Origin of the sequence: Couchioplanes azureus (assembly GCF_014648355.1) — a bacterium.
Lineage (GTDB): Bacteria > Actinomycetota > Actinomycetes > Mycobacteriales > Micromonosporaceae > Actinoplanes > Actinoplanes azureus.
In genome coordinates this window covers 146780-162542 of record NZ_BMQY01000010.1, presented here as the reverse complement: position 1 = coordinate 162542, position 15763 = coordinate 146780, and the positions used below count along the sequence as shown (strand labels likewise).

Here is a 15763-nt window from a genome sequence, read left to right as displayed (position 1 = left end):
TGCTCGCATGACCACCCTCGGTGACTCCGCGCCCGCCTTCCCCGGGCCGGCCGTCTCGGCACCGGCGCCGGCCCCTGCGGGACCGGGCGGGATCGAGGCGCCCGGGCCGCCGCCCGGGCCGGGAGTCGTGCCGCCCTTCCCGGCGCCGCCGGTCGAGGGCCGTGGCCGGCGGGTCGGCCTCGGAGTGGGCCTCGGCGTCGGGGCGCTGGTGCTGGTCCTCGGCGGCGGCGCGGCCGCCACCGTCGGGCTCACCACCGTGGCCACCCGCGCGCTCAACGAGCAGGCCGACGTCGTGGTCAGCGACTACCTCGACGCGCTGCGCGAGCGGCGCTGGCACAGCGCCTACGACATGCTGTGCCAGGACGCCAAGGACAGCACGACCGAGGCGGAGTTCACCAGCGAGGCCACCTCCCGGGAGCCGATCACCGACTACGACGTCGGTGACCTCAACCCCGTCCGGCTGTCCGCGCCCGTCGAGGTCACCTACGCCGACGGCTCCACCGACCGGCTGGAGGCGTACCTGGCGCAGAACCCCCGGACGGGCGGTTTCGAGGTGTGCAGTATCGAGGGGTAATCTCCTCATTTTGTCCGCCACACGTCCCCGCCGACAACCAGCCGGCGTAGGAGGAACATGCCTGTCGACCGTATCGACGCCGTCGTCAGCCTGGCCAAGCGCCGCGGCTTCGTCTTCCCCTCCAGCGAGATCTACGGAGGCACCCGCTCGGCCTGGGACTACGGTCCGCTCGGCGTGGCGCTCAAGGAGAACGTCCGCCAGCAGTGGTGGCGCACGATGGTCCAGCAGCGCGACGACATCGTCGGCCTCGACTCCGCCGTCATCCTCGCCCGTGACGTGTGGGCCGCCTCCGGCCACCTCGACGCGTTCGTCGACCCGCTGACCGAGTGCCAGTCGTGCCACAAGCGGTTCCGCGCCGACCACCTCGAGGAGGCGTACGAGGCCAAGCACGGCTCCGCGCCCGCCTCGCTGAGCGAGCTGAACTGCCCCAACTGCGGCAACAAGGGCACCTTCACCGAGCCGAAGATGTTCAACGGCCTGATGAAGACCTACCTCGGCCCGACCGAGAGCGCCGAGGGCCTGCACTACCTGCGCCCCGAGACCGCCCAGGGCATCTTCGTCAACTACAACAACGTGGCGACCGCCGCGCGCAAGAAGCCGCCGTTCGGCATCGCGCAGGTCGGCAAGTCGTTCCGCAACGAGATCACCCCGGGCAACTTCATCTTCCGTACGCGCGAGTTCGAGCAGATGGAGATGGAGTTCTTCGTCGAGCCCGGCACCGACGAGAAGTGGCACGAGTACTGGCTCGAACAGCGCTGGAACTGGTACCGCGACCTCGGCCTCAGCGAGAGCAACCTGCGCTTCTTCGAGCACCCCAAGGAGAAGCTCTCGCACTACTCGAAGCGCACGGTCGACATCGAGTACCGCTTCAAGTTCGGCGGCACCGAGTTCGCCGAGCTCGAGGGCATCGCCAACCGCACCGACTTCGACCTCGCCACGCACTCGAAGCACTCCGGCGTCGACCTGTCGTACTTCGACCAGGAGAAGCAGGAGCGCTGGGTGCCGTACGTCATCGAGCCGGCGGCCGGCCTCACCCGCGCGGTGCTGGCCTTCCTGCTGGAGGCGTACGACGAGGACGAGGCGCCCAACACCAAGGGCGGCGTCGACAAGCGCACGGTGATGCGCTTCGACCCGCGGCTGGCCCCGATCAAGGTGGCGGTCCTGCCGCTGTCGCGCAACCCGGAGCTCTCGCCCAAGGCCCGCGGCCTCGCCGAGCTGCTGCGCCGGCGCTGGATGGTCGAGTTCGACGACTCCCAGGCCATCGGCCGGCGCTACCGCCGCCAGGACGAGATCGGCACCCCGTTCTGCGTCACGGTCGACTTCGACACCCTCACCGACGACGCGGTGACCGTCCGCGACCGCGACACCATGAAGCAGGAGCGCGTCTCCCTCGACGCCATCGAGGACTACCTGATCAAGCGCCTGCCCGGCTGCTGACGCGAAGGACGTGGCGCCGCCCGCTCGCGGGCGGCGCCACGGCTCAGTTGACGATGAGGGACTGCGAGATCACGGTGGGGGAGGCTCCGGCGACCGAGTCGGCGACGGCCTTGACCACGAAGCGGAAGGTCACCTTCTTGCGGCCCCCCGTCAGCAGGATCTGCACCGTGCCGTCGGTGGCGGTGAGCACGGTGCCCTTCTGATCGGTCTTCCAGGTGCCGCCGCTGCGGTGCTGAAGGGAGATGGTCACCTTGCCGCGGTGTTTCGGCAGGGTCTGGATGTTCAGCCGGACCTTCGAGTACGACGTGTACTGGGCCACACCGCTCCTCGTCCTCGCCTGACCGGTCAGCTTGGCGGTCACCACGGACGGCGTGCTGAACCTCGCCGTCGCCGACGCGGCCAGATAGGACAGGTCACCCGCGGTGCGCGCGGTGACGGTGCCACTGGCCCTCGCCGCGAGCGACAAGGTGGCGACGCCGCTCTTGTCGGTCGTGAGGCTCTTCTTGGTGGCCGTGCCGTTCTGGGTCACGGTCACGGTCACCCGGGCACCGGGGCGGTTCGTCGTGCGCACGGTGACCGTGAGGTTCCTGCCGTAGGCGGAGGCCGCCTTGACGGCGACGGTGACCGGGGCCTTGGCCTGGCCGGCGGCGGGCGTCACCACGAGCGACGGGTTGCCGGTGTAGCCCTGCGCCAGCGAGTAGATGTACCGACCGTCCGCGGACCAGGACGCCTCGTGCGCCAGGCTCTGGTAGGTCGTGGTGCCGGCGTTGGTCGCGCGGGTGAGCACCGCGCCGTCCTGCGCGGAGAAGACGTGCACCGGCGACGTCTCGTAACTGGCGTCCAGGATCCCGGCGAACTTGGTGCCGTCCGGGGACCAGGCGACGGCGTTCGGGTACGCCCCGGTCTCGAAGGTGCCGGCCGGTGTCAGCGTCGCGCTGTCGTAGCGGGCCACGCCGTAGCCGTTGCCGTAGTCCGTGGTGATCAGCTGGGTGCCGTCGGGCGAGAGCGCCGCGTCGTAGGTGGTGCTGGTGAACTTGTCGGCCTGCTCGGTCAGGCCTCCGTCGGCGCCGATCGCGAAGGACGTCAACTGGCCCCCGGTGGTGTACGTGACCAGCGTCTCACCGGCGGCCGTCATGCCGATGAGGTTCTTGGTCAGCACGCTCTTGTCCTCGTGCGTGGAGAGGTCCAGCCGGGCGATGCCGGCGGTCGCTCCGGCGCAGCCGTACACGTAGTAGAGCGCCCCGCCGGCGACGGCCGACTCGCCCGGGCAGTTCTGGGCCGTCCAAGAGCCCAGGACCGCACCGGACGTGGAGAGCTGGAAGATCTTCGAGCCGGTGGACGCGGAGACGTAGACGCTCTGCCCGTCCGGGCTCAGCGTGAGCGCCTTCGCTCCGAGCAGCCCGTTCACCGGCGCCCCGACCGTGCCGGACGGCGAGGCGATGAGAACGCCGTTGCCCGCGGCCACCCAGACGTTGCCGCCGACGGCCAGCACGTCCGTCGCCTTGTCCACGGTCGGCAGGACGAACCTGAGCGGGACGGCGGTGGCCACACCGGCGGCGTAGGCGGGCGCGGGGGCGAGGGCGGCCCCGCTCAGTGCACCGGTGGCGAGGATTGCGGCGGACAGCAGCGACGCGGCGGAGCGCGGTGCGCGAGTGATCATGAAGGCGGAGTCCTGGCTCTGGAGACGGGCAAGCTCCGTCTGCGATCGGCGCGCCGAACCGGATCCGTAGATCTTTCCGGTTTTCCCGCCGGGAAAGGGCTGTGCCATGCTCGACGACGTGACTCTCGCACCCTCCGCCAAGGCCCTGACGCTGGGAAATCATCAGGTGTGGCCGCCCGTCGTGCTGGCGCCGATGGCCGGCATCACGAATGTCGCGTTCCGGCGGCTCTGCCGGGAACAGGGCGGCGGCGTGTACGTCTGCGAGATGATCACCACCCGGGCGCTGGTCGAGCGGATCCCCAAGACGCTCAAGATGATCCAGTTCGCGCCGGACGAGGGCTTCCGTAGCCTGCAGCTCTACGGCGTCGACCCGGACGTGACCGCGGCGGCCGCCCGCATGGTCGCCGAGGAGAACCTCGCCGACCACATCGACCTCAACTTCGGCTGCCCGGTGCCCAAGGTCACCCGGCGCGGCGGCGGCAGCGCCCTGCCGTGGCGGCGCAGGCTCTTCGGCCGCATCGTCACCCAGGCGGTGCGCGCGGCGGCGCCGGCCGGCATCCCGGTCACGGTCAAGATGCGCAAGGGCATCGACGACGACCACCTGACGTACGTCGAGGCCGGGCTGATCGCCCAGGAGGCCGGCGTCGCGGCCGTCGCCCTGCACGCCCGCACCGCCGAGCAGCGCTACTCGGGCACGGCCGACTGGGACGCCATCGCCACCCTCAAGCAGGCCCTCGACGTGCCGGTGCTGGGCAACGGCGACATCTGGGAGGCCGACGACGCGATGCGGATGGTCGCCCACACCGGCGTCGACGGCGTGGTGGTCGGCCGCGGCTGCCTCGGCCGGCCCTGGCTCTTCAAGGACCTGCACGCCGCCTTCGACGGGGTCCGGTCCCAGGAGCTGCCGACCCTGGGCGAGGTCGCCGCCGTCATGTCCCGGCACGCGCACCTGCTGGTCGAGGCGCTCGAGGACGAGAAGCACGGCTGCGCCGACTTCCGCAAGCACATCGCCTGGTATCTCAAGGGCTTCCCGGTCGGCGGCGACCTGCGCCGCAGCCTGTCCATGGTGTCGTCGCTGGCCCAGCTCGACGACCTGCTCGGCAAGCTCGACGCGGACGCGCCGTTCCCGCGCGAGTCGCTGGGCCAGCCCCGCGGCCGGGTCAACGCGCCGGGCAAGGTGTCGCTGCCGTACGGCTGGCTGGACAGCCGCGACGACGACACCGTGCCGGAGGGCGCGGAGATGGACAACAGCGGCGGCTAGGTCCGGGCGGTCGGCGGACACGACGCCGGCGGGGAGGGCGCCAGGTGCCCTCCCCGCCGTGGCCGTGCGCCTCGCTCAGACGTCGAGGTCGTTCTCGATGCGCTTGAGCTGGTGGCGGGCCATCGCCAGGTTGGCGCGGTCGCGGCGCAGGGCGACGTACAGGAACAGGCCCTTGCCCGACCGGCTCGTCAGCGGCCGGATCATGTGGTACTGGGTGTCCAGGGTGATGAGGATGTCCTCGATCTTCTCGGTGAGGTTGAGCATCTCCATCGCCCGGAGCTTGGCCCGGACCACGTCCGTGTTGCCGGCCGCGGCGACCGTCAGGTCGAGATCCTTGCCGCCGCCGGCCGTGCCGAGGGCCATGCCGCTCGTGTGGTCGACCAGCGCGACGCCGATGGCGCCGTCGATGTCCATGACCTCTTTGAGTGCGGTTTCCATACTGGGCATTTCTGTTCCTCCGTCTTCGTTCGCGATGGTGGGTAGGGGTGTTGCGGGTAAGACCTCAGCGGCCTCGGATCGTGTTCTGCAGCGTCGCCATCGGTGTCCGCCGGGCGAGCGGCGTCGGCGGCCCCGCCTGCATCGGGATCTCCGGCCGGGGGGCGGCGGGCTCCAGGACCAGCAGCTTCATGAGCCGGCGTACGGCTCGGCGCGCCTCGAGATGGACCAGGGCGAGGTTCGCGCCCCCGGACGTGACGAGGGTCAGCAGGGCGTTCGGTCCCGCGGTGTACGAGGTGATGTATCCGCCGTCGCACTCCACCACCGACTCGCGCAACTCGCCGTGGTTCACGGCGTGCGCGAAGCGCCGGGCAAGGGCGAGATGAGCGGCGGCCAGGGCGGCGAGACTGTCGGGTTCGATGCCGTGGGCGTCGTGGGCCACCACCATGCCGTCGGCGGTGGCGAGAACGCTCCCGCACAGCTCCGGCAGCCTGTTGCGGAGGTTGCCGAGTTCCTTCAGTACCGCCGGGTCCACCGTCATCCGCGGTTTCTCCTTTGTGTCGACCGCCGGGCGGCGGGAGGGGCGCGCGTCACCGCAGCGCTTTCAGGGCGGTGCGGATGCGTTTGAGCAGGACCTCGTCCGTGCCGGGATGGATGGACGCCGGTTCGGCGGCGATCTCCTTCGGCAGCTTGGCACCCGGTTTGCGCCGGGCCAGCCGGGGCGGGCGGTAGGCGGTGCCGTTCGCCGTGGCCGGGTCGGGCTCGCGCGCGGGAGGGTCGCCGGAGGCCAGGCCGGGCCGGGCCGCGGTGGCGGCGGGTACGGCCGGCCCGGGCGGCGCCGGCCGGTGCACGTCCACCGCCGTTCCCCGGGCGCGCGGCAGGCGGACGAACGCGGGGGCGCCGGTGGCGTCCCGGGGCGTGGGCAGCTCGATCAGGCCGGCCGCGGCGAGCCGGCGCAGCTCCTGGATGGTCGCGTAGCCGGCCCGGCCGAGCAGCTGGGCCAGGTCGGCCGGGGTGCGCTGGCCGTCCGCGTGCACCAGCAGCTCCCACTGCGCCGCCGTCAGCGTGATCCGCTCGCGGGGCGGACGGGTCACCGGGATGACCACCTCCGTGTCGAGCTGGGGGTAGGGGAAGATCTCGTCCAGCAGCCGGACGCGGCGGCGCGACTCCCGGTTGAGCGCGGCCGGGTCCACGCGGACCAGGTCGCCCAGCCAGTGTTTGACGCCGTCCACGAAGTCGACCGGCGCCGAGGCGGGGGAGAGCGCGAAGTACGCGGCGTCGTACGTCGCCCCCAGCACGCACAGCTCCAGCTCGCCCTGGGTGATGTGGCCCTGGTCGAGCAGCGTCCGCCCGACCGAGGAGCGGGGCGATCCGGCGTCGAGGGCCGCCTGCCAGGTCCGGGCCGCCAGCCGCCCGGACGCGGTGAGCAACTCGCCGACGCCCGGGGCGGCGGCCGACTCGGCGTACGTCACCAGGCCCTCGTCGAGGTGGATCGTGCCGCCCGGCGTGCCGCCGACGATCAGGGCGCCGGTCCGCCGCTCGCCCGCGACCTGCGTGAGCAGGCGGCCGGGCGCCGCGGACTTCGGGGGCTTCACCGTGAACTCCTCACTGCGCAGGGTTGTCATCCCTTACGTCGCGATCAACTCGTCGGCCAGCGTCTGCATGCGCCGCCGGGCCACGGCGAGGTTGCCGTGGATCCGGTCGAGCCACACGTAGAGCACGAGCCGGCTGTCGAAGTCGGTCTGGACGAGCCGCAGCAGGTGGTAGCCCCCCGCGGTCGTGATGATGAGGTCCTCGAGCAGGTCGTGCGGTACGGCCGAGACGAACAGCGCCCGGCTCTGCGCGGCCTGGACGACGTCGGCAGTGCCGGCCGCCGCGGCCTCGTGGTCCTCGTTGGGTGCGGCTCCGGTCGTGGCGACCGGGAAGCCGGTGGTGTAGTCGACGATGCTGGCGCCGATCGCGCCGGGGATCGCCATGGCCTCCTGCAGACAGTTTTCGACCCCGGGCACATCTCTCCTCAGCCGAGTGATGCTCCCGCCGGCGGCCGGTCCCCGCTGCCGGCGGTGTCGGGTGTTTCCGGATTTTTTGCTCCGGCGGGATGGCGTACGTCCCGCCGTCACAATGGGCCATCCTGCGGCCACGCTGAGATCGCGAGTCGCACCCCGTGTGCGTCATGGTCGTCGATGGTCATCCGGGCACCGGCGAACGCCGCCGGCACCGCACCGACCGGGCGCCCCGGGGTAGCGGCCGGGCCAGCAGCCGCCGTGCCGCCTGCGGTCCGAGATCGAGGTCCACCTCGGCGATCGTGCCGAACCAGTGCCGTTCGCCGGCCACGAACAGCATCGGCGCGTCGTCCGCCTGCAGCAGCACGTGGGTGACGGCGGTGATGGTCGCCACGACTCGGCAGGCCAGTTCGTGGTGGCCGAGGTGGCCGTCGCGCAGCAGCACCCGGCCGACCTGCCGGGCGCGGTGCCCCGCGTCGTACGCGGCCCGCCACTGCACCGCCGAGAGGCGGCCGGACGCGATCAGTCGCTCGCCGATGCCGGGGCAGGCCGGCGACTCGGCGTGGGTGATGCGCCCGGCGACGAGATAGACGGTGCCCCCCGGCGTACCGCCGATGTGCAGGGCCCCGGTGCGCCCGGCCTCGGCCAGGGCGGCGAGGCGATGACTCAGCGAAATCACGATGTCGCTCCTCCTTTCGGCCAGTGTCGGGCGCCTGGCCGGAGGATGTCGCACGACGAGTGCGTTGTTTCGATCCGTGCTGCGGCCGCCGTCCCCGCGTGACATGATCGTCACTTTCGATGGCGTTTCGTGGAGGGTGTCCAATGGCCAGCACCTGGGAACAGATCGTCGTCGACGCCGAGGACCCGGCGCGGCTCGCGCGCTGGTGGGCGGAGGCGCTCGGCTACGTCATCGTGCGTGAGGCGCCCGACGAGGTGGAGATCCGGCGTACCCCGGACACGCTGCCCGGCCTGCTGTTCGGCACCAACCCGGACGCCAAGACGGTGAAGAACCGGCTCCATCTCGACCTGCGCCCGGACGACCAGGAGGCCGAGGTGGAGCGCCTGGTCGACATGGGCGCCCGGGCCATCGACATCGGCCAGCAGGACGAGAGCTGGGTCGTGCTCGCGGACCCGGAGGGCAACGAGTTCTGTGTGCTCGCCGCGAAGCAGTCCGAGTGATCGACCGCGGCCTTAGGGTTGAGCCATGACGGGCGACGCCGAGCGGTGGGCGAGCGAACCCGCCAAGGACAGCGGCTACGGCCGCACCCAGTTCGAGCGCGACCGGGCCCGGGTGCTGCACTCCGCGGGCTTCCGGCGCCTGGCGGCCAAGACCCAGGTGCACACGGCCGGGTCCGACGACTTCCTGCGTACGCGCCTGACGCACTCCCTGGAGGTCGCCCAGATCTCCCGCGAGATGGGCGCGCGGCTGGGCTGCGACCCGGACGTCGTGGACGTGGCCGGGCTGGCGCACGACCTCGGCCACCCGCCGTTCGGGCACAACGGCGAGGCCGCGCTGGACGCCGTGGCGCAGCCGTGCGGCGGCTTCGAGGGCAACGCCCAGACGCTGCGGGTCCTCACCCGCCTCGAGGCCAAGGTCGAGGGCGCCGGCCTCAACCTCACCCGCGCCTCGCTCGACGCGAGCTGCAAATATCCCTGGCCCCGGCGGCCGGGAAGCCGCAAGTTCGGGGTGTACGCCGACGACATGCCGGTGTTCGCCTGGATCCGCTCGACCGCGCCCGACGGCGAGCGCCGCTGCCTCGAAGCGCAGGTCATGGACTGGGCCGACGACGTCGCCTACTCCGTGCACGACGTCGAGGACGGGGTGCACGGCGGCTACCTGTCGCTGCGGCCGCTGCTCGACGACGCCGACGAGCGGGCCGAGCTGTGCGCCGACGTCGCCGCCACCTACTCCGACGAGACCCCGGAGGCGCTCGGGGAGGCTCTCGACCTGCTGCTCTCCGACGGTGTGGTGCAGGCCGCCGCCGGCTACGACGGCACGTACGCCGCCCAGGTCGCGCTCAAGCGGATGACCAGCGTCCTGACCGGCCGGTTCGTCTCGTCGGCGGTCGGGGCCACGAACAGCAGGCACGGGCCCGGACGGGTCCGCCGCTACGACGCCGACCTGATCGTGCCGCGTACGGTGCGTAACCAATGCGCGCTCCTGAAGGGCATGGCACTGCGCTACGTGATGCGCGCCCGCGCCGCGGAGGACTGGTACGAGGAGCAGCGCGCCATCCTGACGTCCCTGGTCGATCTCCTCTGCCACCGCGCTCCCGACCACCTCGACCCGATGTTCGCGCAGGAGTGGAAGGCCGCCGCGGACGACGCCGCGCGCCTGCGGGTGGTGGTCGACCAGGTCGCGTCGCTGACCGATCCCGCGGCGGTCGCCTGGCACCGGACCCTCTTGGCGGGCCGCCGGTGACGCGAGGCAGTATGTAGCCGTGGCGGGCAGGGTCAAGGACGAGGACATCGCGCTGGTCCGCGACCGCACCTCGATCGCGGACGTGATCAGCGAGACGGTGACGCTGCGCTCCGCGGGCGGCGGCAACCTCAAGGGTCTCTGCCCGTTCCACGACGAGAAGACCCCCTCGTTCACCGTGTCGCCCGCCCGGAACGTCTACTTCTGCCACGGGTGCGGGGCGGGCGGGGACGCCATCAAGTTCCTCATGGACGCCGAGCACCTCACCTTCGTCGAGTCGCTCGAGCGCCTCGCCGGCCGGGCCGGCATCCAGCTGCGCTACGACGCCCCGGACGAGCGGCCCGGCACGCCCCGGCAGCAGCCCGGTCAGAAGCAGCGCCTGATCGCCGCCCACGCGGCAGCCGCCGAGTTCTACCGCGACCAGCTCGGCAAGGCGGGCGCGCGCAAGGCCCGCGAGTTCCTCGCCCAGCGCGGCTTCGGCCGGGACGCCGCCGAGAGGTACGGCTGCGGCTACGCCCCCGAGGGCTGGGACCTGCTCACCAAGCACCTGCGCCAGAAGGGCTTCACCGCCGAGGAGCTGACCACGGGCGGCCTGGCCAAGCCGGCCCGCTCAGGCTCGCTCATCGACCGCTTCCGCCGCCGCCTGCTCTGGCCCATCCGCGACCTGAGCGGCGACGTCATCGGCTTCGGTGCGCGCAAGCTCTTCGACGACGACGACGGCCCGAAGTACCTCAACACCCCCGAGTCGCCGCTCTACAAGAAGTCCCACGTGCTCTACGGCATCGACTTCGCCAAGCGCGAGATCGCCAAGCGCGGCCGCGCGGTCATCGTCGAGGGGTACACCGACGTCATGGCCTGCCACGAGGCGGGGGAGCCGACCGCGGTCGCGACCTGTGGCACGGCCTTCGGCGTCGACCACATCGGCGTGCTGCGCCGGCTGCTGATGGACAGCGACAGCTTCACCGGCGAGATCATCTACACCTTCGACGGGGACGCGGCCGGGCAGAAGGCGGCGCTGCGGGCGTTCGAGGAGGACCAGCGGTTCGTCGGGCGTACCTTCATCGCGGTCAGCCCGGACAACATGGACCCCTGCGAACTGCGCCTGGCCAAGGGCGACCTCGCCGTCCGGGACATGATCGCCGGGCGGGAGCCGCTCGTGGACTTCGCCCTGCGCCAGACCCTGGCCCGCTTCGACCTGGACACCGTCGAGGGCCGGGTCGAGGCGATGCGCCGGGCCGCGCCGCTGGTCGCCAAGATCAAGGACCGGGAGAAGCGCCCCGAGTACGCCCGCAAGCTCGCCGGCGACCTGGGCATGGACCTGGAGCCCGTGCAGCGGGCGGTGGCCGCCGCGCACGCGCCGGAGGCCCCGGTGGTGGCCCAGCGCCGCGCCGCCGACAGCCCCCAGCGCCAGGTCGAGCGGGAGACGCTGAAGCTGGCCCTGCAGCAGCCGGTGCTGGCCGGGCCGATGTTCGACGCGATCGAGGTGGACGCGTACGGCGACCCGGTCCTGCGCGACATCCGCGCGGCCGTCGCGGCGGCCGGCGGCACCGCCTCGGCCACCGGCGGCGCGGTGTGGATCGAGGCGGTCCGCGACGCCTGCCAGGACCTGGGCGCCAAGGCGCTGGTCGGCGAGCTGTCGGTCGAACCGCTGCTGGTCGACGGGGAGGCCGACCTGCGCTACGTGCAGATCACCCTGGCCCGCCTGCAGGTCGGCTCGGTGACCACCCGGATCAAGGACCTCAAGTCGAAGGTGCAGCGCCTCAACCCGGTGGCGCACAAGGACGAGTACCTGGCGCTCGCCGGGGAGCTTTTCTCGCTGGAACAGCACGCCCGCGCACTCCGTGACCAGGCAGCAGGTGCATTGTGAGACTCTTCCGCCGCGTCCCGAAGCTCCCGCTCGACAAGCGGCCCCCGCTGGAGAGCGAGGAGCGCGTCCTCGCGTGGGCCGCCACCGAGGGCGACGGCGTCCTCGTCGCCACCAACCGCGGCCTGTGGCTGCCCGACGGCCGCCGGCTCGGCTGGCACGAGATCCACAAGGCCGCGTGGTCCGGGCGCGAGCTGCGGATCACCCCCGCCGAGGTGGCCCAGGAACGCAACGGCTACACGGTGCACGTGGACGCCCCGGTGGTCGGTTTCCTGCTGCTGGAGCCGGGGGAGCTGCCCGACCAGGTGCGCACCCGGGTGACGCGCTCGGTCGCGTACACGTCGCACCACCCGCTGCCGCCGAACGGCGGCGTCCGGGTCGTCGGGCGGCGGATCAGCGGTGTCGACGGGCTGACCTGGTCGGTCCGGTACGACGCCAGGACCGCGGTCGAGGCCGACCCGATCATCGAGGCCACCGACCAGCTCGTCGCGTCGGCGCAGGAAGCGACCGCGCCGCCGGCCTGACCGGCCCCCATGACGTGACCGGCCCCGCAACCTGATCGGTCGCGGGGCCGGGCGGACGTCACGGCAGGCGCGGGAGCAGGATCTTGCCCACCTGGCGCGAGCAGCTGCCCCAGCCGTTGGCGGTGGTGACCTTCAGCACGTAGGCGCGCTTGGCCTCGAGACCGAAGAAGTTCTGCGTCCGGACGCCGGTGTACCACTTGCCGACGGCCCAGTTGGCGGTCTGGACGACCTTGTTGTCCACCATCCGGACCAGCTCCAGCTTGACGTTCAGCGTTCCGGTCGCGTTCACCGGGTCGTCGGGCCAGGCCGTACCGCGGACCGGGTCGCCCAGGTAGCCCCGCCAGTGCGGCGCCGACATGGTGAACTTGCCGATGGTGGGCGCGGAGCCCCGGGTGGCGGAAGCCTTGGTCACGATCGTCGGGGCCAGCGTCTTCTCCGTCATGAGGACCGGCTTGCTGACGCCCGACTCGTTGCGCGCCGCGAGGCTGATCTTGTAGGTGGAGCACTTGTCCGGCGTCGGTACCCGGAAGGCGAAGGCCTTGTAGCCCTGGGCCAGGTAGTAGGCCGAGCTCGGCACGGAGTAGGTGTTGCTCGTGGTGCCGTCGGTGACGGTGACGTCGTAGCTGGTGGCGCGCGGCATCGACGCCCAGCGGATCTCGGTCTCCATCGGGCTCATGTACGCGCGGCCCTGGTGCACGCCGACCGGCGTGGGCGGCACTTCGGGCGCGGGCGGGGCCACGGCGGCCGACGCGGAGAGCGGGACGGCGAGGGAGCCGAGCAGGCTGAGGCTCAGGGCTGCGATCGTACGCGTCAACTTCACTTCGAGGTTCCTTCCCGCTTCTTCATGACAGGTGGAGGGATCGGCGGGCAACCTCAAGCCGGTCGCAAGGCCGGCTCAGCAAACGCGCGGTTTTGTCGGACCCTTTCACTAAGGTCGCTCGGGTGAGCCTCATTCACGCCCGCGGGCTGGTCAAACGCTTCGGCGACTTCACCGCCGTCGACGGCATCGACGTCGACGTGGCGCGCGGGGAGGCGTTCGGCTTCCTGGGTCCCAACGGCGCGGGCAAGAGCTCCACCATGCGCATGATCGGCTGCGTCTCCCCGCCGACCGGCGGCGTCCTGCGCATCCTCGACAAGGACCCGCTGCGCGACGGGCCGGCGATCCGCGCCCGCCTCGGCGTCTGCCCCCAGCTCGACAACCTCGATCTCGAGCTCACGGTCCGGGAGAACCTCACCACCTATGCCCGCTTCTTCGGCATCCCCCGCAGGGTGGCCCGCCGGCGCGCCGACGAGCTGCTCGACTTCGTGCAGCTGAGCGAGCGCGCCGACAGCAAGGTCGAGCCGCTCTCCGGCGGCATGAAACGGCGGCTCACCATCGCCCGCGCGCTGGTCAACGAGCCCGACATCGTGCTGCTCGACGAGCCCACCACCGGCCTCGACCCGCAGGCCCGGCACCTGGTCTGGGAGCGCCTGTTCCGGCTCAAGCAGCAGGGCGTGACCCTGGTGCTGACCACCCACTACATGGACGAGGCCGAGCAGCTCTGCGACCGGCTCGTGGTGATGGACGGCGGGCGTATCGTGGCCGAGGGCTCGCCCCGCGCCCTGATCGAGCGGTATTCCACGCGCGAGGTGGTCGAGCTGCGCTTCACCGTGGAGTCCCAGGACGCCTTCGCCGGCAAGCTCGCCGGCGTCGGCGAGCGCCTGGAGATCCTGCCGGACCGCATCCTGCTCTACGTCGGCGACGGCGACGAGGCGGTCGCCGAGGTCCAGCGCCGCGCCCTGAGCCCGGCCAGCGTCCTGGTGCGCCGCAGCAGCCTCGAGGACGTGTTCCTGCACCTCACCGGACGGACGCTGGTGGACTGACATGACCTGGCACGTCCTGGAGTATCACCTCGTCAGCTACCGCCGGATCTGGCGTTCGAGCGTGCTCTCGTCGTTCGTGCTGCCCCTGCTGACCATGCTCGGCTTCGGCGTGGGGGTCGGGGCGTACGTCACCGGTGGCGTCGAGGGAGTGCCCTATCTCGACTGGATGGTTCCCGGACTCATCGCCTCCACCGCCATGCAGATCGCGATCGGCGACTCGACGTGGCCCGTGCTGGGCGGCTTCGAGTGGCAGCGCACCTACTTCGGCCAGGCGGCGACGCCCTTGCGGGTCGTGGACATCCTCGACGGTCACCTGCTCTTCATCGTCTTCCGCACGCTGACCAGCTGTGCCGCCTTCCTGGTGATCGCCGCGGTCTTCGGGACCATGCACTCCTGGTGGGCCTTGGCCACGTTGCCGATCGCCGCGCTGGTCGGCCTGTCGGTGTCCACCCCGACCTTCGCCTACGCGTCGACGATCCGCAGCGACAGCTACCTGGCCATCCTGTTCCGGCTCGGCGTCGTCCCGATGTCGCTGTTCTCCGGCGTGTTCTTCCCGGTCGAGTCGCTGCCGGAGCCCTTGCGCTGGATCGCGTACGCGCTGCCGCTCTGGCACGGCGTCGATCTCAGCCGCGCGGCGACCCTGGGCACCGCACCGGACTGGCCCGTCCTCGGCCACCTGCTCTACCTGGCGCTGTGGGCGGCGGTGGGCTGGTTGCTCGCCCTGCGCCAGTTCGGCCGCCGGCTGGTGGTCTGAGATGCCGTGCCGACCGGCCGCCGGCCGGTGGTCTGAGATGCCGTGCCGACCGTTCCCGATGCGCTGAGGGGGTTCACCGTGGTCACCCTGGTCCTGCCGCGACTCGTCTCCTTCGAGGGCGCCGGCCGTCGTTCCGGTTCCGTCGTCGAGCGCAACATCGCGACGCTGCGCAGCGCGTACTGGCTGGTCATGGCGTCCGGGTTTGTCGAGCCGGTGCTCTATCTGTTCTCGATCGGGGTGGGCGTCGGCACCCTCGTCGGCGACCTGACGCTGCCCGGCGGCCGGGTCGTCGGCTACGCCGCCTTCGTGGCGCCGGCCATGCTGGCCTCCTCGGCCATGACCGGGGCGCTGGCGGAGACCACCTTCAACTTCTTCGGGAAGATGAAGTTCATGAGGCTGTACGACGGGATGCTGGCCACCCCCGTGCGCCCCATCGAGATCGCCATGGGCGAGCTGGCCTGGGCGATGCTGCGCGGCAACATCTACGCGGCCGCCTTCCTGGTGGTCATGGTGGTCATGGAGCTCACCACGCCGGGGCGGGCCCTGGCCGGCTTCGCGGGCGCGGTGCTGGTCGGCTTCGCCTTCGGCGCCACCGGCATGGCGCTGTCCACGTTCATGCGCAGCTGGCAGGACTTCGACCTGGTCGCCTCGGCCCAGTTCGCGCTCTTCCTCTTCTCGGGCACGTTCGTGCCGGCCGAGGCGTACCCCTCGATCCTGCGCTGGCTGGTGGAGGTCACCCCGCTGTACCGCTCGGTCGACCTGATCCGCGCGATCACGACCGGGGCGGTGGGCTGGCTCCAGCTGGTCGACGTGGCGTACCTGCTGGTGCTGCTCGGTCTCGGGCTGGCCGTCGCCGGGCGCCGGATGGAGAAACTGCTCTGCAAGTGACCGGCCGACTCTCCGCAGGTTTGCCCGGCCCGGGCCGATCGGTAGATCGGGAGCAAACCCTCCCGCCGGCCGCGGAGCCGA

Annotated in this window: 17 protein-coding genes; 10 read left to right on the top strand and 7 right to left on the bottom strand. The window is 71.7% G+C overall.

Features of this window, described 5'->3' with window-relative positions; translation table 11 throughout:
* Window positions 1-7 precede the first annotated feature (7 nt).
* Together IEY99_RS28635 and IEY99_RS28630 are read left to right on the top strand one after the other, a co-directional pair.
* Entirely contained in the window at window positions 8-574 is a 567-nt protein-coding gene (locus IEY99_RS28635; protein ID WP_229799332.1) for a hypothetical protein, read from the top strand.
* A 57-nt stretch (window positions 575-631) separates the two neighbouring features.
* A complete protein-coding gene (locus IEY99_RS28630) occupies window positions 632-2011 on the top strand; it encodes a glycine--tRNA ligase (RefSeq protein WP_189207188.1) in 1380 nt (459 codons plus the stop codon).
* A 43-nt stretch (window positions 2012-2054) separates the two neighbouring features.
* Here the strand turns inward: IEY99_RS28630 and IEY99_RS28625 are convergent, their stop codons facing one another.
* On the bottom strand, window positions 2055-3671 hold the full coding sequence (locus tag IEY99_RS28625) for a hypothetical protein (RefSeq protein ID WP_189207187.1): 1617 nt from the start codon (window positions 3669-3671) through the stop codon (window positions 2055-2057).
* A 106-nt stretch (window positions 3672-3777) separates the two neighbouring features.
* Here IEY99_RS28625 and dusB point away from each other — a divergent pair, with 106 nt between their 5' ends.
* Window positions 3778-4932 (top strand): tRNA dihydrouridine synthase DusB, encoded by a 1155-nt coding sequence (dusB, locus tag IEY99_RS28620; RefSeq protein WP_189207186.1) that lies wholly within the window; start codon window positions 3778-3780, stop codon window positions 4930-4932.
* 75 nt (window positions 4933-5007) lie between these two features.
* Here dusB and IEY99_RS28615 read toward each other — a convergent pair whose 3' ends face one another.
* The 5 genes from IEY99_RS28615 to IEY99_RS28595 all read right to left on the bottom strand — a co-directional run bounded on the left by IEY99_RS28615 (window position 5008) and on the right by IEY99_RS28595 (window position 8049).
* Window positions 5008-5379 (bottom strand): hypothetical protein, encoded by a 372-nt coding sequence (locus IEY99_RS28615; protein ID WP_189207185.1) that lies wholly within the window; start codon window positions 5377-5379, stop codon window positions 5008-5010.
* 55 nt (window positions 5380-5434) lie between these two features.
* The gene (locus tag IEY99_RS28610; protein ID WP_189207184.1) at window positions 5435-5908 is read right to left on the bottom strand and encodes a roadblock/LC7 domain-containing protein; all 474 of its coding nucleotides are present in this window, start codon (window positions 5906-5908) and stop codon (window positions 5435-5437) included.
* 49 nt (window positions 5909-5957) lie between these two features.
* A complete protein-coding gene (locus tag IEY99_RS28605; RefSeq protein ID WP_189207183.1) occupies window positions 5958-6962 on the bottom strand; it encodes a MarR family transcriptional regulator in 1005 nt (334 codons plus the stop codon).
* A 33-nt stretch (window positions 6963-6995) separates the two neighbouring features.
* Window positions 6996-7376, bottom strand: coding sequence for a roadblock/LC7 domain-containing protein (locus IEY99_RS28600; RefSeq protein WP_189207182.1), 381 nt, complete (start codon window positions 7374-7376; stop codon window positions 6996-6998).
* 178 nt (window positions 7377-7554) lie between these two features.
* Window positions 7555-8049 (bottom strand): DUF4388 domain-containing protein, encoded by a 495-nt coding sequence (locus tag IEY99_RS28595; protein WP_189207181.1) that lies wholly within the window; start codon window positions 8047-8049, stop codon window positions 7555-7557.
* 143 nt (window positions 8050-8192) lie between these two features.
* Here IEY99_RS28595 and IEY99_RS28590 point away from each other — a divergent pair, with 143 nt between their 5' ends.
* The 4 genes from IEY99_RS28590 to IEY99_RS28575 are packed head-to-tail and all read left to right on the top strand — an operon-like array spanning window position 8193 to window position 12177.
* Complete coding sequence (locus IEY99_RS28590; RefSeq protein ID WP_189207180.1) at window positions 8193-8549, top strand: VOC family protein; 357 nt, start codon at window positions 8193-8195, stop codon at window positions 8547-8549.
* A 25-nt stretch (window positions 8550-8574) separates the two neighbouring features.
* The gene (locus IEY99_RS28585) at window positions 8575-9792 is read left to right on the top strand and encodes a deoxyguanosinetriphosphate triphosphohydrolase (RefSeq protein ID WP_189207179.1); all 1218 of its coding nucleotides are present in this window, start codon (window positions 8575-8577) and stop codon (window positions 9790-9792) included.
* Between the two features lie 19 nt (window positions 9793-9811).
* The gene (gene dnaG, locus IEY99_RS28580) at window positions 9812-11656 is read left to right on the top strand and encodes a DNA primase (protein ID WP_189207178.1); all 1845 of its coding nucleotides are present in this window, start codon (window positions 9812-9814) and stop codon (window positions 11654-11656) included.
* Window positions 11653-12177 (top strand): hypothetical protein, encoded by a 525-nt coding sequence (locus tag IEY99_RS28575; protein ID WP_189207177.1) that lies wholly within the window; start codon window positions 11653-11655, stop codon window positions 12175-12177. Before dnaG ends, IEY99_RS28575 begins: the two co-directional genes overlap by 4 nt.
* 58 nt (window positions 12178-12235) lie before the next feature.
* On the opposite strand, the gene IEY99_RS28570 is transcribed toward IEY99_RS28575, so the two are convergent.
* Entirely contained in the window at window positions 12236-12997 is a 762-nt protein-coding gene (locus IEY99_RS28570) for a hypothetical protein (RefSeq protein WP_189207176.1), read from the bottom strand.
* A gap of 122 nt (window positions 12998-13119) precedes the next feature.
* Here IEY99_RS28570 and IEY99_RS28565 point away from each other — a divergent pair, with 122 nt between their 5' ends.
* The 3 genes from IEY99_RS28565 (at window position 13120) to IEY99_RS28555 (ending at window position 15682) form a co-directional block, all read left to right on the top strand.
* Window positions 13120-14040 (top strand): ABC transporter ATP-binding protein, encoded by a 921-nt coding sequence (locus IEY99_RS28565; protein ID WP_189207175.1) that lies wholly within the window; start codon window positions 13120-13122, stop codon window positions 14038-14040.
* A 1-nt stretch (window position 14041) separates the two neighbouring features.
* Window positions 14042-14794, top strand: coding sequence for an ABC transporter permease (locus IEY99_RS28560; RefSeq protein ID WP_189207174.1), 753 nt, complete (start codon window positions 14042-14044; stop codon window positions 14792-14794).
* A 78-nt stretch (window positions 14795-14872) separates the two neighbouring features.
* On the top strand, window positions 14873-15682 hold the full coding sequence (locus IEY99_RS28555; protein ID WP_189207270.1) for an ABC transporter permease: 810 nt from the start codon (window positions 14873-14875) through the stop codon (window positions 15680-15682).
* Window positions 15683-15763 lie beyond the last annotated feature (81 nt).